We start from the raw sequence: 16,541 nt of genomic DNA on the forward strand, positions 1-16,541 counted from the left end.
ATTCTGCCTATTTCATTTTACGAAGTGCATCCAATTTTGCCAAAGTATCAGCATCAAGATGGCTGCTGATTTCATTGCGGGAAACCGGAAATACAGGCTTAGTCAGATATTCATGCCGCAATTCTTTCTTGGTCCGCTTCAATATACGATGAAACTCTTTAGAGGGATGACGATAGGCTCCGGCCCCCAAAATAACGGACTGCTCCGCCCCGTCGGAGGTCACCACATGTACCTCCTTGCCCATACGGACATAATCATAGGCATTGCGCTCAATGTAGCTGTCAGCAGTTTCTCCCTTACCTGTATACACCACCGTAAAGTGTTCATTAACCTTTTCCACATGCTCCTCGGAATCAGTAAAGAGGGCATCAAAAACCACTATCATTTCATAGCGCTCATAAGCACCGTATTCTGACAAAAGGTGGATAAGGGTATCCCTGGCCTCAGCCAGATTATTTCTAAGCTTCATAAGCTCCGGCCAGGAATTGATTACATTATAGCCATCAATAATATAATATTCTCTTGGCTTTTTCTTCATTATATTTAGCCCCTTTGAATTCTCTGCTTCATGGCCTCATACATTAAAATAGAGCCTGCCACAGATGCATTCAGGGAATTGATCTTTCCCATCATTGGTATACGCACAACGAAATCGCACTGTTCCTTTACAAGACGTCCTACACCATGGCCCTCACTGCCCACAATCAATAACAGTGGTCCAGTCATATCAGCCTCATAATAGTCAGTGCCATCCATATCTGCAGCAGCTACCCACAGCCCCTCATCCTTTAGGCGACGAATGGTCTGTACCATATTTCCGATGCGGGCTACTGGCACATATTCCACCGCTCCGGCAGAGGTTTTGGCCACGGTGGCAGACAAAGGTACACTACGTCTTTTAGGAATCAATACACCATGTACACCGGCTGCATCAGCAGTACGAAGAAGAGCTCCCAAATTATGCGGGTCCTCCAGCTCATCCAATAACAGGATAAAGGGAGGCTCATTCTTATCCCGGGCAATCTGTAATATATCCTCCAGCTCCACATACTGAACCGGTGCCACCTGGGCCAGTACACCCTGATGACGGATTCCCCGGGCCATGGAGTCAATTTTACTGCGCTCCATGTACATAATATTAACGCCCTTCTCCTTGGCCACAGCAATTATTTCCTTAATGGAGCCTTCATTGCTGCCCTTGGCCACCATAATTTTATTCACACTGCGACTGCCCTTTAATGCTTCCATAACAGCATTGCGGCCAGCCACCATATCCTCGGGAATTTCCCGGTCAGGACTTTTTTTATTATCCATATCAGTCTTCTCTCATCTTTATCATTTCAGCAAATTTACCACAGGTCATGGCACCCTCAGGGCAATGACCGGTGGCAACACAGGAGGCTCCCGCATTTTTAAACAGAAGCGGTGCAACCTTCTTTACCTGTTCCAGCATCTTATAAGCCAGCTCACGAATTTCCCACTGGGCACGGTTGCAGCAACGCAAATTAAAGAAGTGCATCAAAGAACGGGCATTCATGGTTACCACAATCTTGGTCTCTGTGGCGTTTGCCAGCACATATCTGGCATCCTCCTTGGGAATCCCCATATCAGCCAGTTCATTATAAGCCTTCTGAATATCATCCATTAAATTCTGGAAACGTGCCTTAGCCTCAGCCTTTTCCTCGATGCTTGGTGGCAGAATATACTCAAAATCGTGCTCAGCCACATAACGCTGGGACTGCTGGCTATAGGATGCCAGACGATGGCGTACCAGCTGGTGAGTCAGTACACGGGATACCCCCTCAATACCGAAGGTAAAAGAAACATGCTCCATGGTGGAGGCATGACCCATTTTAATAATCTTGGCCAGCAGCTTCTGAACCTGCTCATCAGTCATTCGTTCTGACAGCTCCTCAGCACCGGAGGCAGAATAGCAAAGCCTTGCAGACATAGCCACAACACGCTCAGGCTCAGGAGTATGCTCCAATAATTTAACCTTTATCATAGTTGTTTCTCCAATAATATATACACAAAAATTTATTTCTTATTTGATATTTCATCCATCATGGCCCTGGAAATAATCTTAAAGGATTCTTCCGCCAGCTCATAGAGGCGTTCGCTTCTTTCCATAAGATACAAATACCCCAATAAGGCCTCAAATCCCGTACTGGAATGATACTGAGCCACACTGGCACTTCTTGGGGCATGACTTTTGGCATTGCGCCCACGCTTGTAAACAGCCATTTCTTCCTCTGTCAGCATGGATTCTATACCGCGATATGCCTTGTCCTGCCACACAGCGGATACTATCTGGGCACTAAACTGGTGCAGCACCTGAACCTTGCTCTGTTCATAAGAAAGAATTCGTCCCCTTACAAACAGGTGGAAATAGGCATCCCCTATGTAAGCCAACACCAAGGGATTAAGGCTTTTGGGGTCCACAGAATCATATCTTTGCTGAACGCCACCATTGCCATCATCCACGAACATCATATCAACAAGCTTCTTTAAATGTTCAAATGTCATATTTTACGCTTTCTTCCACTTGGTTCCGGCTGCAGAATCCTCAAGGATAATACCCTGGGCCTTTAAGCTGTCACGAATTTCATCCGCCCGTCCCCAATTCTTGTTTTTCTTGGCCTCGGCTCTTTCAGCGATCAATGCCTCGATTTCCTCCGAAGAAATTCCGGCCCCATCATCAGCCTCCGGCATTTCAAGGGAGCTTTCAAAAATGCCGATTACAGCCGCCATATCCTTATAAACCTGCATCAGCTTGCCAAAGTGAACTGCATCAAAATCCGTTCCCTTATTAATTACATTGTTGGCATAGGTATTGATTTCCTTGGACAATGTAAACATATATCCAATAGCCAGAGCGGTATTGAAATCATCATCCATAGCCTCATAGAAATCAGCCATGGCCTTTTCAGCAATTTCTTCCAGCTGAGTATCCTTTTCTGTATTGCCTGCCTTCTCCAACACCTCATTACCAAGGTCCAAGGCATTTTTCAGGCGCAAAAGACCGGCCTGAGCCTCCTTGATACGCTCCTCACTGAAATCCAACGGGCTTCTGTAATGGGTACGCAAAATGAAGAATCGAACCACTTCACCAGGATACTGCTTCAAAATATCCGGTACAGTAATAAAGTTATTTAAAGACTTACTCATCTTCTCGTTATCAATGGTAATAAAGCCATTGTGCAGCCAATACTGGGCAAAGCTCTTATAATCACCGCAGCAACACTGGGACTGAGCAATTTCATTCTCATGGTGAGGGAAAATAAGGTCGCTGCCACCACCATGGAAATCAAAGGTTTCTCCCAAATACTTAAGGGACATGGTGGAGCACTCGATGTGCCAGCCTGGACGCCCCTTGCCCCATGGACTTTCCCAGAATGGTTCCCCTGGCTTTGCAGACTTCCAAAGGGCAAAATCCATTGGATTATGCTTACGGCTATCCACCTCTACTCTGGCTCCTGCCTGCATATCCTCCAGCTTGCGCCCGGAGAGCTTGCCGTACTCAGGGAACTTCTCCACGCTAAAATAAACATCCCCGTCAATGACATAGCCAAATCCATTATCAATAATACGCTGAACCATGTTGATAATATCGGGAATATGCTCAGTTACCTTAGGATACAGATCTGCGCGCTGAACATTTAAGGCATCAATGGACTTGAAATATCCATCAATGTAACGCTCCGTAATGGTCTCCCAGGATACCCCCTCGGTATTTGCGGCCTTGATAATCTTGTCATCCATATCTGTAAAGTTCTGGATATGCTTTACTTCAAAACCGCGATTTCTCAAATAGCGTTTAATAACATCCCAAGTCACAAAAGGACGGGCGTTACCAATATGGGGATAGTTATAAGGGGTCACACCACATACATACATGCCAACCTTTCCCGGCTCCTGTGGCACAAACTCTTCTTTCTTGCGTGTTAAGGTATTATAAACTTTCAACATAACCTATATATACTCCTTTGATGGAAAATAACATCTTATCTGTAAGATTGTATCATTCCCCCTCTATTCCTGCAACTGCATATGAGGAAATCCCCTGTCCATTGCCTGTAAAGCCTAAATGCTCCTCCGTAGTGGCCTTAACATTGATTCTGTCCACATCCACATTCAGGGCTTTGGCGATGTTTTCCCGCATCTGAGGAATGTGTGGCAGCATCTTTGGGCGCTGGGCCACAATAGTGGCATCCACATTTCCAACGAAATAGCCCTTTTCTTTCAGAAGCTTGCCCACATGCTCCAAAAGGATAATACTGGAAATCCCCTTGTAGCGATCATCTGTATCGGGAAAATGCTTTCCAATATCACCTAAGGCCGCTGCCCCCAAAAGGGCATCTGCAATTGCATGTAGCAGCACATCAGCATCAGAATGTCCTAAAAGCCCCTTTTCAAAGGGAATTTCCACTCCACCTATAATAAGTTTTCTATTTTCACTAAGCTGATGAACATCATAGCCCATACCAAATCTTGTCATAAAATCGCCTCCTATTGCCAGCTATCCTTGATTAACTCATTTATTTCAGCCATAATCCTATTATTTTCTTCAATCAGCTGGTCCTGCCCCTGACTCTTAATAAAGGCCTCGCCAATAATGATATCCTCAGGCGTGGTAATCTTTATATTCCTGTAATCGCTTTTTACTATGTGGACCTGATGACCAATACGCTCCACCAGACTGGCGTCATCCGTTCCTAAAAAACCATCCGCCTGAGCTCTGTCATTAGCCTCAAGAAGTATTTTTCTCGTAAATCCCTGAGGTGTCTGTATCTCCCACAGAGTTGAACGGTCAGGAGTTTCCTTGACCACCCCTTCGCCATCACAGACCTTAATAGTATTCTTGGCGGCCACCGCCGCAATTACACCACCGTACCTTTTGGCACCTTCAATTACTGCAATTATGGTTTCATGGCTTATAAGGGGACGGGCTGCATCATGGACCAAAATAATATCGTCATTACTACCATGGACGCTTTTTATACCATTTAATACGGAGTATTGCCGTTCACTGCCCCCTGCCACAACATTATATGGCTTCAGGCCATGTACCTTACTTAAGACGTTTTTAACAAAATCCACCTCTGCAGCAGCCACAACGACCACCATCTGATCTATTTCAGGACAGCCGGAATACTGCAAAAGTGTTCTGATGAGTATTGGTACACCACCTAATGGCATAAACACTTTATTCATGCCTGCCTGCATTCTGCTCCCCTTGCCGGCGGCAGGAAAAATAACTGTAACCATAGTACCTCCAGAATTACCGAAATATCAGAAAAGGGCTCCAAAGGAGCCCTAAACCTTTAGTTTTAAAAATCAAACAATAATCAAACCACCGGTTTGGCAAAAATCATTCTGCCAGCTGCAGTCTGCAACGCAGAAGTAACCTCCACCGTAATGTTTTCGTTGATGTACCGACGACCGTTTTCCACCACAATCATGGTACCATCCTCCAAGTAGGCCACGCCCTGGCCCTGTTCCTTTCCTTCACGAACGATCTGAACCTTCATGCTCTCGCCTGGAATAGCCACCGGCTTAATAGCATTTGACAGCTCGTTGATATTAAGAACAGAAACACCTCTAAGCTCTGCCACCTTATTAAGGTTGTAATCATTAGTTATGATTTTCCCCCCAGTAAGCTGACCCAGCTCCACCAGCTTGGAATCCACCTCAGTAATATCATCGAAATCGTGATTTACTATCTCCACCTGGGAACCGAATTCATTTTGAAGCTGCTGCAAAATATCAAGTCCACGTCTTCCACGAACCCGCTTAAGGGAATCTGACATATCAGCAATATGCTGTAATTCCTCCAGCACAAAAACCGGAATCAGCAGCTTGCCATCTATAAAACCAGTACGGCAAATATCGGCAATGCGTCCATCAATGATTACGCTGGTATCCAGCAGCTTGCAGGGAATCTGAGATGAAGCAATTTCCTTAATGGCATCAAGGCCTGCCCCTTTAATCTTTTTATTGTTCCGGGATTGTTCCACATGCTGGCTGGTTTCCTTAAAAAATCTTGGAAGCTTGCCAATAAGGTCACCTAATTCCTTCTGCTTACGAATAACTATATGAATCCCTAAATAACCAAAAACAATACTGAAGATACCAGGAATGTAATCTCCCACAACCGGTATCTTGGAAAACGCTATACCTAACAAATTAGCAATTATAAGTCCTATTGCCAGGCCAATAAGTCCAGCTATAACATCATGCAATGGCATTTTGTTTAGCTGTCCCTCAACCCAGACTGAAAATCTCTGAAGCTTTGAAGCAAAATAAGGTGATGTGGTATACCCTATTGCTGCACCAGCTGCAATACCCAACAGAAGAAATATCAGATGAGCCGCTGTCATTTTGAAAAGGCCCAGCTCACTCTTTAAGACCTCTGTACTGATAAGCTCCGTAAAAAACGGGCTGGCAATATGCATTGCAATACCACCAATAATCGCCAGCAGTGCAACCACAAATACTCTTAAAACTTTTTCCAACATTTTTCTCACCTCCTTTACCACATAATCTAATATGAAATGAAAAGTGGCTGCGATACCATTACCCAACGCTATGGCAGTGCAGCCTAAATCTTTCCATTGCAACCATAAAACTCAATTTTCTCGCTCTAACAACTTCTGAAGCCATACTTCAGTAGTCTCCATGGTGCCATCCAGGACATATACCATTTCCGTCAAAAAAATCTGCTTCGCCGTATCTAATAGGCGACGTTCGCCGCTGGATATTTTTTTAATCCTGTCCTGAAGCGCAAGATTACGAAGGACAGCGGCTACTTCCAAAATATCACCAGTCTTTAAGCGGTTCAGGTTTGCATGAAACCTTTTATTCCAGCTTCCTACAGCCTTGATAGGGTCGCCCTTAAGCACTTCTTCTATTTTATCCACCATGTCCGTCGGGCTGACCTCTCGCAAACCAACCTTATCAATATTATCAGCAGGAAGCATAATTCTCATTCCGCCGATGGGCATTTCCATAACATAATACGACTTCATCTGTCCTTGCCCCATAACATCGTACTCTTCAATGCCGGTGATTTCTCCAGCACCATGCATCGGGTACACTACCCGGTCACCAATCTGCAGCAAACATTCACCCCCTATTGACATCTCTACACGTAAAATTATACCAAAAATTTCGTCAATAAAAAAGAATGAATTTTATCATATAAAAAAAAATATGTCAAGAATAGGAGAACACAGTGGACAGTTGTTGGTCGCAATTAGGAACCGTAAAGTAAAGAAACTTTTATTGCTTTTCTTCTGCTTTAGTGGAAAAAATCATCTGTTTGAGCAACGCGAGTTATGATTTTTTCCACTATTGTTAATAGCAATACAAAGTTTTAGTTACGGTGACGTGCGACCGATAACTGCCCACTGTGTAAAATATAACATAATATCGTTTTTATCTTGGCATAGCACTTGATAATGCTTCAGTTATATTTGACACTCCATAAAGAGTCATGTCCGTAAACTTTTTATCTGCCAAAAGCTGCTCATAATTTTTCTGAGGCAATACTATACTCTTGAATCCAAGACGTTTCGCCTCCCGGACTCTGTTTTCGGCCTGACTTACAGCGCGAATTTCTCCTGAGAGCCCCACCTCACCAAAGGCCACAGTGGCAGGTCGAAGTGGTCTGCTGGCAAAGCTGGAGGCCATGGCAACGCAAATACCTAAATCCGCTGCCGGCTCATCAATGCGAATACCACCCGCCGCCTTAACAAACACATCACAGGCACCCATGGCAAGATGAACCTTCTTTTCAAGGACCGCCAGCAAAAGCTGTAATCTTTTTAGGTCCACTGAATCGGAAATTCTCTTAGGTGGCACATATGGGGTCTTGGCCACAAGGGCCTGAATTTCCACCAGCAATGGTCGTGTTCCCTCCACCGTTGGCACGATTACGCTACCATTATCATCCTGACGCTCGGACAAAAACAGCTTCGAGGCATCGACAACATCCACCAACCCCACATCACGCATTTCAAAAACACCGATTTCATTGGTACTGCCAAAACGATTTTTTATAGCCCGCAGCATACGGTATTCGGCGTTATTGCCCCCCTCGAAATAAAGCACCGTATCCACGATATGCTCCAGGACCCTTGGCCCGGCCAAAGTGCCGTCCTTTGTCACATGACCCACGATAAAAGCTGCAATACCATTTGTTTTGGCCACACGCAGAATTTCCACAGCACACTCACGCACCTGACTGACACTGCCCGGAGCACTTTGGATATCCGGACGAAATACTGTCTGAATAGAATCGATAACCAACACATCAGGTTTAAGGTCCAGAATATGTTTTTCTATAACCTCAAGATTCGTCTCGCTCACCACCATCAAGGTATCTGAGACTGCGTCAATACGGTCAGCACGCATACGAACCTGCTGTACGCTTTCCTCACCTGTTACGTACAGCACCTTACGACCATCTCTGGCCTCATTGGCACATACTCTGAGAGTAAGACTTGACTTTCCTATACCAGGATCACCCACAATCAGCACCATGGAGCCCGGTATCAAGCCACCTCCCAGCACCCTGTCCAGCTCTGCTGATCCAGTGGTGATACGGGGCATCTTCTCCAGCACCACATCACTGATGGGACAAGGCTTACTCTGATTGGAAAGACCCAAATTAAGTCCCCTCTGCTTTGTATTATCAGGCTTTATTACCTCTTCCACCAATGTATTCCATTGACCGCAGCCAGGACACTTTCCCAGCCATTTAGGAGTATCATAACCACACTCCTGACAAACAAACATGGTCTTTGATTTTGCCATTACCGTTGCTTCCCTTTCCCGATAAATGGCTTAGCCAGCAGCCTAAACAGTGATCTGAGCAACCATACCACCGCTATGCCAAAGCTAAGCAAAAAATTAACAATATTCTTTAGTATGTCCCCTTCTTTGGGAGCCAATTTATTTCTGCCCATAAAAATATCACGAAGTCACTTAACGGGAAAATTCCGCCAGGGTTATGAACAACGTCTTTAGCATATTTACCCTGTCCTTGGTATCCATACCATCATAGGCACAGTTTGCTGCCTGAATAACCAGAGCTCCCTCCCGGGAATTAATCATCTGGTGTTGAATAAGATAACGTACCATGCCTTTTATCTCCATAAGCTCCGTATCAGCGTCAATTTTACTGATCATGTCCTCATAGATAATGTTCTGCAAAGGTACCCGCACAATGCGGATAAATCCACCAAGTCCACGACGGGATTCTACGGCAAATCCCTTGTCATGAGTAAAGCGGGTATTCAGCACATAACTGATCTGGGATGGGGCACAGGATATTTCATCTGCTATATCAGTACGCCTCAGTTCCACCTGACCATTCTGCTGCTCTGCCAAGCGGCGCAGGATATATTCTTCAATTAAATCTGCAATATTACTCATAATCTCACCTTCTTATAGAATTAATTGATTAATTGACTATTTGACTTTATTATACCCCAATTTATTAGAAAGTTCAAAACAAAAAGGATGCCGCACCTGCGACATCCTAATCAAAACATATACTATATTACTGCGGATTGTTAAGCTGGCCCTTGGCCTCCTGAACAGCCTGAAGTGCACTGCCCACAGTCTCCAGTACATGGTCAAAAATCTGGTTGGCATAATCATCAGCACTGGTTCTGAGCTGAGTAGCATACTGCTCAGTTTCATCCTTCATCTGCTGAGCGGCAGCCATGGTCTGATCCATAATAGCCTTTTCCTGTTCCTTGGCTCTCACAACGATCTCATTCTCGTCAACAGCCTTCTGGGCATAGGCATTGGCACGCTCAATAGTCTGCTCAGCCTCACGCTTTGCACCATCCACCAAACGCTCTGCCTCCATCTGAGCTGCACTGATAATCTCATCACGACGGTTGACAATATCCCCTGCCTCCTGAATCTGTCGAGGAAGCTCACTCCTCAAAACATCCATCAGGCGAAACAGCTCCACGTCATCTATCATAACTTTATCCAAAAAGGGAACTCGATTGGAAGAAGCAACCAAATTCTCAATTTCTTCTAAGATCTTATCTATTTCCATTTCCATGAGCCCAAACCCACTTTCTTAATTATAATCTACCTTATTAGAATATCATTTATTGTTAAAATGTTCAATAGCTATTAAAACCGATTCTGGCACCAAGGTGCTAATATCGCCACCGAATTTATGCACTTCCCTTATAACAGAGGAACTGATATAAGACAATTGGGGGTTAGTCAACAGGAAAAATGTATCCAACTCATGGTGTATGCTCTTTATTATCTGTGCCTGTCCCTGCTCATATTCAAAATCCGTAACGGAACGAAGACCACGGACAATAACCTGAATATCATTTTCGAGCATATAATCCGCCAAAAGGCCGTCAAAGGAAACCACTTCCACATTCTCCATATCCGCCACTGCTTCCTTAAGAGCTTTTACCCTGGCTTCCACCGGCAAAAATGACTGCTTTCTGATATTGTTAAACACCCCTACCACCAGCCGGTCAAATATTTTAGCAGCTCTTTTTATGATATCAAGGTGACCGTTGGTAACCGGATCAAAACTTCCTGGAAAAATTGCTGAACTCATTTGTCCACACCTGCCTTCTTGTACTCGAAAATATAAATCTGGGTTGTTTTGCCATATTTCTGATTTCTCAAAAGTCTCATGTGGGAAAGCTCCGGAATATCGTTCTCATCCCCGCCCATCTCTGCAATTATCAAGGCATCATCTGCCAGAATATCACTGGAATCAAGCCACAAAAGAGCTCTCTCCCAGAGGCCCAAATGATATGGAGGGTCGCAAAATACCACATCGAACTCCTTGCCCTGAGTAGAAAGCCTTTGCATTATGGCAAATACATCACCCTTATAAATCTCTGTCCTGTCTGCCAGGTGTGTATGCTCTGCGTTGTATTTCAAAATATCTGCTGTAGCCTTATCAACCAGGCAGGCATGCTCCGCCCCACGGCTAAGGGCCTCCAGCCCCAAACTGCCGGTACCGGCAAATATATCAAGTATTCTTTTGCCTACGACCTCACGCCCCAAAATACTAAACAGTGACTCCTTAACCCTGTCAGACGTTGGACGGGTATTCATTCCTTTCGGGGTTTTTAAATTGCATCCCCGGGCCGAGCCAGTAATTATACGCATATATAAACCTCATTACTTTATTTTTTCCTTCATAATTCTAACACAAAATACTGCCACAAAAAATATCAAAATTTTCATGTTATTTCCATAGTCTTCCATGGTTTTTCCATATTTCTTTAGTATTATATGACCATAGCAAATCGCTATACAACCCATTTTTTCATATTCCATCCCTCGAAAAGGAAGCCATTGCCCGTGGCTTCCTTTTCTTTTGCTTTTAAAGAGTATATTTAACACAAAATAGGGTATAATAAACAAGCAAAGTTTTTACCATATAACAGAGGCTGATATGAAAAGATACATTCCTATATATTTTATAATAATATGTATTTTGCTGGGCTCGGGATTCCTCATATCCCAAAAGCAACAGGGAGAAATAATAGAGCAGATGCCTACAACTACAAAGAAGGTATTACTGGTACCTCTGGACAGCCGCCCGCCATGCGGGCAACTGGTAGCAGATAACGGACGTACCGCCGGCATTGAAATTATCCTTCCACCAAGTGAAACTATGGACTTTTACACCCTGCCGGGAGATACCTCAAAAATACGGACGTGGCTTTACGACGAAATAAAGCACTGCGATGAAGCTATTATTTCCATTGACCAGCTCCTATACGGAGGACTTATAGCATCAAGAAATAAGCCCATAAAAGGCGAGGATATCGTTGCTCTGGCAGATTATCTGAAAAAGCTCCACAAAGACAACCCTAATATAAAGCTTCATGCCTTTTCCATTCTCCCCAGGATGAATCCTCCTGATTTTGTGGAAAGATACCAGGACCGCAAAAAGCTAATGGAATGGTCACGGCTGGTTCACAAATACGATGATAAGCCCCTTTCCGATACTGCTGAGAAAATTCAACGACTGGAAGAGGAGATTCCACCAGAGCAAATAAAAGCATATACTGAAATATACAACAGGAATCTGCGCCTTAACTGCCTGCTGGCAAGCCTTACAGCTGACGGAACCCTGGAGGACCTGACCTTTGGGCAGGACGACGGCGAAGTCTACAGTCTGCCAAATCTGAAATTAAAGGAATTCATGCACTATCTCCACAAGAATCAGATTCCTACAGACAAGCTGGCCTTTTTACATGGTGCCGACGAGGTGGCCCTGTCCATACTCACCAACATTATATCAAGGCCAAGCAGCTTCAAGGTTTATGTGGATTACAGCAGTGAAAAGGCTGCCACGGAGGTTATGCCATACATGGCCATCTGCAATCAGGATACAGCCCATGAACGCCTGAAATTTCATCATAACTTCATTGTAAGTACACCTGAAGAAGCAGATTATATTCTCTTTATTAGTGCCACAGATGAAGAAACCATGGATAGGCGACGCTACAACGCAGAAAAGCTGCTAAGCTATCAACAAAAGGGAAAGCCCGTGGCACTGGTGGATTTAAGTAAAAGCTTCATCGCCCCGGAGGCACTTTTGCCTATTCTAATAAAGGAAAACTTTCCTGTAAATTCCCTAATAGCCTACGCCGGATGGAACACTGCCAGCAACTCCATAGGCACAGCCATATCCCAGGCAGAAATATATCTTACTGCACTTGGCCAAGGGGTGGAACAAGATAAAGTGATATACAGCAATCTAACTAACCTCAACAATCGGATTTGCGAAGACTATTATTATTTGAAGGATGTAATTGATCTGGTGAACAGCAACCTTAAGAAAAAGGGGTACAGCAACGTATACGATCTGGATTTGGAGCACAATTATAAATGGGCAGTGGATATGATGGAAGCCGCCATGAATCAACGGCTTGTTCAATATAAGACTTCAGATGCTTTCACCAAATCTTTTTGGCTAAAAAACACTGAGTATACTGTAACTGATATGCAGATAAGCTCATATTTCCCTTGGCCAAGGACCTTCGAAATAAATCTAAAGGCTTCCCCAACTCTCCGTAAAAAATAAGTAAATTATTCTTGACAATCCCCTTTCTTTCACTTATACTAATTATCGTTGTGAAAACAGCATAGGGGTATCGCCAAGTTGGTAAGGCACTGGATTCTGAATCCAGCATTCGTAGGTTCGAGTCCTGCTACCCCTGCCATATAAAAAACTTAAGGGTTCTGCTAATGCAGAACCCTTTTTTGCTTTCTAAAAATTGAACATTTCATATATTTTTCGGCTGTACAAACAGTGCTTTAATGGTGATATTAACCTTTTTCACTGCCATACCTGTCAGTCGCTCCACTTCTTTTTTGATCTCCATCTGCATCTGCTGAACCAAAGTAGGTATGTGCTTGCCAAAGGATATGATAACCGCACAATCAAGTTCTATACCTTGAGATTCATATCCTACTGCACCATCCCCCCGATACACATGACGCACCTCTGCATCGGCCACCTTGGTAACATTTCCGCTATCTGTGAGAATACGACGCACGATGGCCTCAATACAGGAATCGTCAATAATCAGCTTGCCATAATAGCTGAATACCGGGCGGACAATGGATTTTTCTCCCAGCAGGTGGCGCTGACGGCGCTTCTGTTCATCCTCTCTTTTTACCATGGACTTCAAGGAATCCACCAAATACCCGGAAAAATGAGGCTTCAGTTCAATGGTAGGCACCGGAATAACGTGCTTGCCCTGCTCCAAACGATGCTTTCTGGCCTTATCCATCTCTCCCTGGGTAGCAATATCCTCAATGTGAACGAACTTGGATATCTCAGGCAATTTAAGGGCCTTGGCAATCTTAATAACCATATTTTCCGATGTTCCCAAAATGAGAATCCGTTTTGGCTGGGTCTCCTCAATGGCCCTGCTTACTTCCTTGGCATGGCCTGGCAATACGAAAATAGCCCTTTTAACAGCCAGCACCTTATTCTGCTCCTTCTTGGCAGAAGTACCAGCAATTATCTTGCCATCCTTAATGAAAAGACCATCATCAATAATGGCATCGGCCTGATTATTGTGGGCTACCAAAAGAGCTCTATGACTTTTTCCTGTCCCGCTGGGACCAACAAATGCAATAACGTCCATGTAACCACCCCTATTTAACGGCTTGTTCACATCCCTGGTTCGCGATAAATCTCAGCCGCATAGCTGTCCTCAATAACAAACTCGCCTAAATTTTCAGGCAAACGGCCCGGAATACCGTGAAAATCAGAACCGCCAGTAATCATAAGATTGTATTTATTTGCCATATCTATATAACGCTGAGTATCCTCAGGACTATGCTTTGGATAAATGGCCTCTACCCCTTCAATGCCTTTCTTAAGCAGCTCCTCCACCAGCTCATCATCGTGAATCAATCTTGGATGAGCCAATACAGGAATTCCGCCGCTTTGTTTTATTAAATCAATAATCTCCTCAGGCTCCAACAGGAAATGCGAAACATAAGCAGGACATCCCTTGCCCAACACCTTGTCAAAGCACTCCTTCACTGAGCCGAAGGCTCCCTTCTTCATCAGCGCCTGTGCAATATGGGAGCGACTTATAGAGGTGCTGTCACCGGCGATTTCCAAAACATCCGTCTCGGAAATATTATAATCCAGCTCCTGTAATTTCTGCACTATACTGGAAAAGCGCAGCCATCTGGCCTCCACCACATCATTAAGCCTATCAGCCAGCACCTTGTCGTAAATATCAATGTTATAGCCAAGAATATGAATTTCATGTAGCTCGTGATGAGCACTGAATTCAATTCCCGGAATAATTTTTATACCCTTGGCAGGATATAGACCTGCCTCATATAACTGACGGATACCATCAACGGTATCATGATCAGTTATTGCAATATAATTAAGGCCAGCAGCCTTTGCTGCATCAACCAGCTCCTCAGGAGTCAAATGACCATCAGAACTGGTAGTATGCATGTGTAAATCACTAGACATGATTTTTCTCCCCATAACATACTTTAGCATAATATATTCGTAGAAAAGAACTAAATATCCTGCTAAAATACTTATTCTTTAATCAGAATCCGCTCAACGCCCACTGGCTTATTGGTAGCATCATCAATTTCCACCACAATGGCCGAATACACAGCTGGTCCATCTGCCAAATCAAATCTTGCAGGCATACAGGTGGTAAATTTTTTGATGATAATATCGGATTTTACACCCAATACTGAGTTCCATGGTCCCACCATTCCCAGATCAGTGATATAGGCTGTACCCTCTGGCAAAATACGTTCATCGGCGGTTTGAATATGGGTGTGGGTACCCACCACCACCTGGACACGACCATCGAGATAAAAGCCCATGGCCATCTTTTCCGAAGTGGTCTCTGCATGGAAATCCAAAATCTTTATATCCGCCTGATCCCCAATTTCAGACAGCACATCCTCAATTTTCTGGAACGGGCAGTCCATCTCCGGCATAAAAGCACGTCCGGACATATTAATCACTGCCAGATTCTTTGCTTTAAACGGATACAGGCACCAGCCCTTGCCTGGAGCCCCCTCAGGATAATTGGCAGGGCGAACAAGGTAGGGATCAGTATCTATAACCTCATATACCTCACGCTTATCCCAAATATGATTGCCTGAAGTAACAATATCTGCTCCGCCGGCATAAAGCTCATCAAGGGATTTACGGCTTACACCTTTGCCGGCAGCAGAATTTTCACCATTTACAATAACCACATCTATATTATTTTTTTCGCGAAGCTCCTTGGTGTACTTCTTGAAAGCCTTACGGCCCGGACGGCCCACCACGTCTCCAACAATTAAAATCTTCACAGACAATACCTCATTTAAATTAAATCATTGTCATACACCATGACCCTGCCCTCTTCACGGACACCCACCATGGACTCAGGAATCTTGTTTTCCTTTAGGAATCTGATGCGATGATCTATCATTTCCGACTGCATGTAGATTAAATCCTCATCAGGATTTCTTACCTCGTCGGTTATGATAATATCAGCAAATTTCTCCTTTAGCAAGCTAACAATCAGGCCAACCTCTCCCCGGGAAAGACTGGCAATATCTCTATAGATTTGCAGAGAAAAATTCTCGTATGTAAAGCCCAATTTTCCACCGCTGGTATGCTCAATATTATGATAAAGCATAAGGCTGTCCTCAATAAGTCGTTCAGCCTCTTCAAATTTTTCTTTCTCAGGAGCCTCCCTGACGGAAATCTCCATAATTACAGCCTTCTCCTTGGAGTCCAGGCGAATCTTGGAAAATTCAGGGAAACAGATAAGAAGTCCTGCCACCAGCTGTACGCTGTCCATGCTCACTTCACTCTCAGTACCGTTGGAATAATCCATATTTCCCGCCTCCTTTGCAAAACAGTATAAAAAAACCCCAAAGAGCCGGCTAACGCCGGCTCAATTATTTATGCTTACAATACTCTTATATTATACCATATTTCCCCAGAGCTTTATGTATTTTTTACATCA

The 16,541-nt window shown here is 44.1% G+C and carries 19 protein-coding genes and 1 tRNA gene; 2 read left to right on the top strand and 18 right to left on the bottom strand.

Features of this window, described 5'->3' with window-relative positions; all coding sequences use genetic code 11:
- Positions 1–7: 7 nt before the first annotated feature.
- From ACKI5G_RS08335 to rsmD, 14 genes are all read right to left on the bottom strand, one after another.
- Complete coding sequence (locus ACKI5G_RS08335; protein WP_407399422.1) at positions 8–541, bottom strand: NYN domain-containing protein; 534 nt, start codon at positions 539–541, stop codon at positions 8–10.
- A gap of 2 nt (positions 542–543) precedes the next feature.
- Positions 544–1,314, bottom strand: a complete 771-nt coding sequence (gene rlmB, locus ACKI5G_RS08340) for a 23S rRNA (guanosine(2251)-2'-O)-methyltransferase RlmB (RefSeq protein WP_407399392.1) — start codon at positions 1,312–1,314, stop codon at positions 544–546.
- 1 nt (position 1,315) lies between these two features.
- A complete protein-coding gene (gene thyX, locus ACKI5G_RS08345; protein WP_407399394.1) occupies positions 1,316–2,005 on the bottom strand; it encodes an FAD-dependent thymidylate synthase in 690 nt (229 codons plus the stop codon).
- Between the two features lie 32 nt (positions 2,006–2,037).
- Positions 2,038–2,526 (bottom strand): Mini-ribonuclease 3, encoded by a 489-nt coding sequence (locus ACKI5G_RS08350; RefSeq protein ID WP_407399396.1) that lies wholly within the window; start codon positions 2,524–2,526, stop codon positions 2,038–2,040.
- Positions 2,527–2,529: 3 nt separating this feature from the next.
- Entirely contained in the window at positions 2,530–3,969 is a 1,440-nt protein-coding gene (gene cysS, locus ACKI5G_RS08355; protein ID WP_407399398.1) for a cysteine--tRNA ligase, read from the bottom strand.
- Positions 3,970–4,021: 52 nt separating this feature from the next.
- Positions 4,022–4,498: a 2-C-methyl-D-erythritol 2,4-cyclodiphosphate synthase gene (ispF, locus tag ACKI5G_RS08360; RefSeq protein ID WP_407399400.1), complete on the bottom strand. Its 477-nt coding sequence runs from the start codon at positions 4,496–4,498 to the stop codon at positions 4,022–4,024.
- Positions 4,499–4,509: 11 nt separating this feature from the next.
- A complete protein-coding gene (gene ispD, locus ACKI5G_RS08365) occupies positions 4,510–5,268 on the bottom strand; it encodes a 2-C-methyl-D-erythritol 4-phosphate cytidylyltransferase (protein ID WP_407399402.1) in 759 nt (252 codons plus the stop codon).
- Between the two features lie 80 nt (positions 5,269–5,348).
- A complete protein-coding gene (locus ACKI5G_RS08370; protein ID WP_407399403.1) occupies positions 5,349–6,518 on the bottom strand; it encodes a PIN/TRAM domain-containing protein in 1,170 nt (389 codons plus the stop codon).
- 111 nt (positions 6,519–6,629) lie between these two features.
- Positions 6,630–7,121: a CarD family transcriptional regulator gene (locus ACKI5G_RS08375; protein ID WP_407399405.1), complete on the bottom strand. Its 492-nt coding sequence runs from the start codon at positions 7,119–7,121 to the stop codon at positions 6,630–6,632.
- A gap of 316 nt (positions 7,122–7,437) precedes the next feature.
- On the bottom strand, positions 7,438–8,817 hold the full coding sequence (gene radA / locus ACKI5G_RS08380) for a DNA repair protein RadA (RefSeq protein WP_407399407.1): 1,380 nt from the start codon (positions 8,815–8,817) through the stop codon (positions 7,438–7,440).
- A gap of 171 nt (positions 8,818–8,988) precedes the next feature.
- On the bottom strand, positions 8,989–9,438 hold the full coding sequence (locus tag ACKI5G_RS08385) for a CtsR family transcriptional regulator (protein ID WP_407399409.1): 450 nt from the start codon (positions 9,436–9,438) through the stop codon (positions 8,989–8,991).
- A gap of 127 nt (positions 9,439–9,565) precedes the next feature.
- Complete coding sequence (locus ACKI5G_RS08390) at positions 9,566–10,084, bottom strand: hypothetical protein (RefSeq protein WP_407399411.1); 519 nt, start codon at positions 10,082–10,084, stop codon at positions 9,566–9,568.
- Positions 10,085–10,129: 45 nt separating this feature from the next.
- The gene (gene coaD, locus ACKI5G_RS08395) at positions 10,130–10,609 is read right to left on the bottom strand and encodes a pantetheine-phosphate adenylyltransferase (protein ID WP_407399413.1); all 480 of its coding nucleotides are present in this window, start codon (positions 10,607–10,609) and stop codon (positions 10,130–10,132) included.
- Entirely contained in the window at positions 10,606–11,172 is a 567-nt protein-coding gene (gene rsmD, locus ACKI5G_RS08400) for a 16S rRNA (guanine(966)-N(2))-methyltransferase RsmD (protein ID WP_407399415.1), read from the bottom strand. Before rsmD ends, coaD begins: the two co-directional genes overlap by 4 nt.
- Positions 11,173–11,560: 388 nt before the next feature.
- Here rsmD and ACKI5G_RS08405 point away from each other — a divergent pair, with 388 nt between their 5' ends.
- Both ACKI5G_RS08405 and ACKI5G_RS08410 read left to right on the top strand, forming a co-directional pair.
- Complete coding sequence (locus tag ACKI5G_RS08405; RefSeq protein WP_407399417.1) at positions 11,561–13,102, top strand: DUF4127 family protein; 1,542 nt, start codon at positions 11,561–11,563, stop codon at positions 13,100–13,102.
- Positions 13,103–13,165: 63 nt separating this feature from the next.
- Positions 13,166–13,241, top strand: a tRNA-Gln gene (locus tag ACKI5G_RS08410).
- Between the two features lie 63 nt (positions 13,242–13,304).
- Here ACKI5G_RS08410 and ACKI5G_RS08415 read toward each other — a convergent pair.
- The 4 genes from ACKI5G_RS08415 to ACKI5G_RS08430 all read right to left on the bottom strand — a co-directional run bounded on the left by ACKI5G_RS08415 (position 13,305) and on the right by ACKI5G_RS08430 (position 16,409).
- The gene (locus ACKI5G_RS08415; RefSeq protein ID WP_027397235.1) at positions 13,305–14,174 is read right to left on the bottom strand and encodes an Asp23/Gls24 family envelope stress response protein; all 870 of its coding nucleotides are present in this window, start codon (positions 14,172–14,174) and stop codon (positions 13,305–13,307) included.
- A gap of 26 nt (positions 14,175–14,200) precedes the next feature.
- Positions 14,201–15,028: a PHP domain-containing protein gene (locus ACKI5G_RS08420; protein ID WP_407399419.1), complete on the bottom strand. Its 828-nt coding sequence runs from the start codon at positions 15,026–15,028 to the stop codon at positions 14,201–14,203.
- 71 nt (positions 15,029–15,099) lie between these two features.
- Positions 15,100–15,876 carry a TIGR00282 family metallophosphoesterase gene (locus ACKI5G_RS08425; protein WP_027397233.1) on the bottom strand — a complete coding sequence of 259 codons (777 nt, stop codon included), beginning with the start codon at positions 15,874–15,876 and terminating at the stop codon, positions 15,100–15,102.
- 14 nt (positions 15,877–15,890) lie between these two features.
- Positions 15,891–16,409 (bottom strand): hypothetical protein, encoded by a 519-nt coding sequence (locus ACKI5G_RS08430; RefSeq protein WP_027397232.1) that lies wholly within the window; start codon positions 16,407–16,409, stop codon positions 15,891–15,893.
- Between the last annotated feature and the right edge of the window lie 132 nt (positions 16,410–16,541).

This window comes from Anaerovibrio sp. (genome assembly GCF_045637405.1).
GTDB lineage: Bacteria > Bacillota > Negativicutes > Selenomonadales > Selenomonadaceae > Anaerovibrio.

Bases quoted from the DNA above. Each gene is read 5' to 3' on its own strand.
- rlmB (WP_407399392.1), bottom strand. From the start codon at position 1,314: ATGGATAATAAAAAAAGTCCTGACCGGGAAATTCCCGAGGATATGGTG.
- thyX (WP_407399394.1), bottom strand. From the start codon at position 2,005: ATGATAAAGGTTAAATTATTGGAGCATACTCCTGAGCCTGAGCGTGTT.
- ACKI5G_RS08350 (WP_407399396.1), bottom strand. From the start codon at position 2,526: ATGACATTTGAACATTTAAAGAAGCTTGTTGATATGATGTTCGTGGAT.
- cysS (WP_407399398.1), bottom strand. From the start codon at position 3,969: ATGTTGAAAGTTTATAATACCTTAACACGCAAGAAAGAAGAGTTTGTG.
- ispF (WP_407399400.1), bottom strand. From the start codon at position 4,498: ATGACAAGATTTGGTATGGGCTATGATGTTCATCAGCTTAGTGAAAAT.
- ispD (WP_407399402.1), bottom strand. From the start codon at position 5,268: ATGGTTACAGTTATTTTTCCTGCCGCCGGCAAGGGGAGCAGAATGCAG.
- ACKI5G_RS08370 (WP_407399403.1), bottom strand. From the start codon at position 6,518: ATGTTGGAAAAAGTTTTAAGAGTATTTGTGGTTGCACTGCTGGCGATT.
- radA (WP_407399407.1), bottom strand. From the start codon at position 8,817: ATGGCAAAATCAAAGACCATGTTTGTTTGTCAGGAGTGTGGTTATGAT.
- ACKI5G_RS08385 (WP_407399409.1), bottom strand. From the start codon at position 9,438: ATGAGTAATATTGCAGATTTAATTGAAGAATATATCCTGCGCCGCTTG.
- ACKI5G_RS08390 (WP_407399411.1), bottom strand. From the start codon at position 10,084: ATGGAAATGGAAATAGATAAGATCTTAGAAGAAATTGAGAATTTGGTT.
- coaD (WP_407399413.1), bottom strand. From the start codon at position 10,609: ATGAGTTCAGCAATTTTTCCAGGAAGTTTTGATCCGGTTACCAACGGT.
- rsmD (WP_407399415.1), bottom strand. From the start codon at position 11,172: ATGCGTATAATTACTGGCTCGGCCCGGGGATGCAATTTAAAAACCCCG.
- ACKI5G_RS08405 (WP_407399417.1), top strand. From the start codon at position 11,561: ATGCCTACAACTACAAAGAAGGTATTACTGGTACCTCTGGACAGCCGC.
- ACKI5G_RS08415 (WP_027397235.1), bottom strand. From the start codon at position 14,174: ATGGACGTTATTGCATTTGTTGGTCCCAGCGGGACAGGAAAAAGTCAT.
- ACKI5G_RS08420 (WP_407399419.1), bottom strand. From the start codon at position 15,028: ATGTCTAGTGATTTACACATGCATACTACCAGTTCTGATGGTCATTTG.
- ACKI5G_RS08430 (WP_027397232.1), bottom strand. From the start codon at position 16,409: ATGGATTATTCCAACGGTACTGAGAGTGAAGTGAGCATGGACAGCGTA.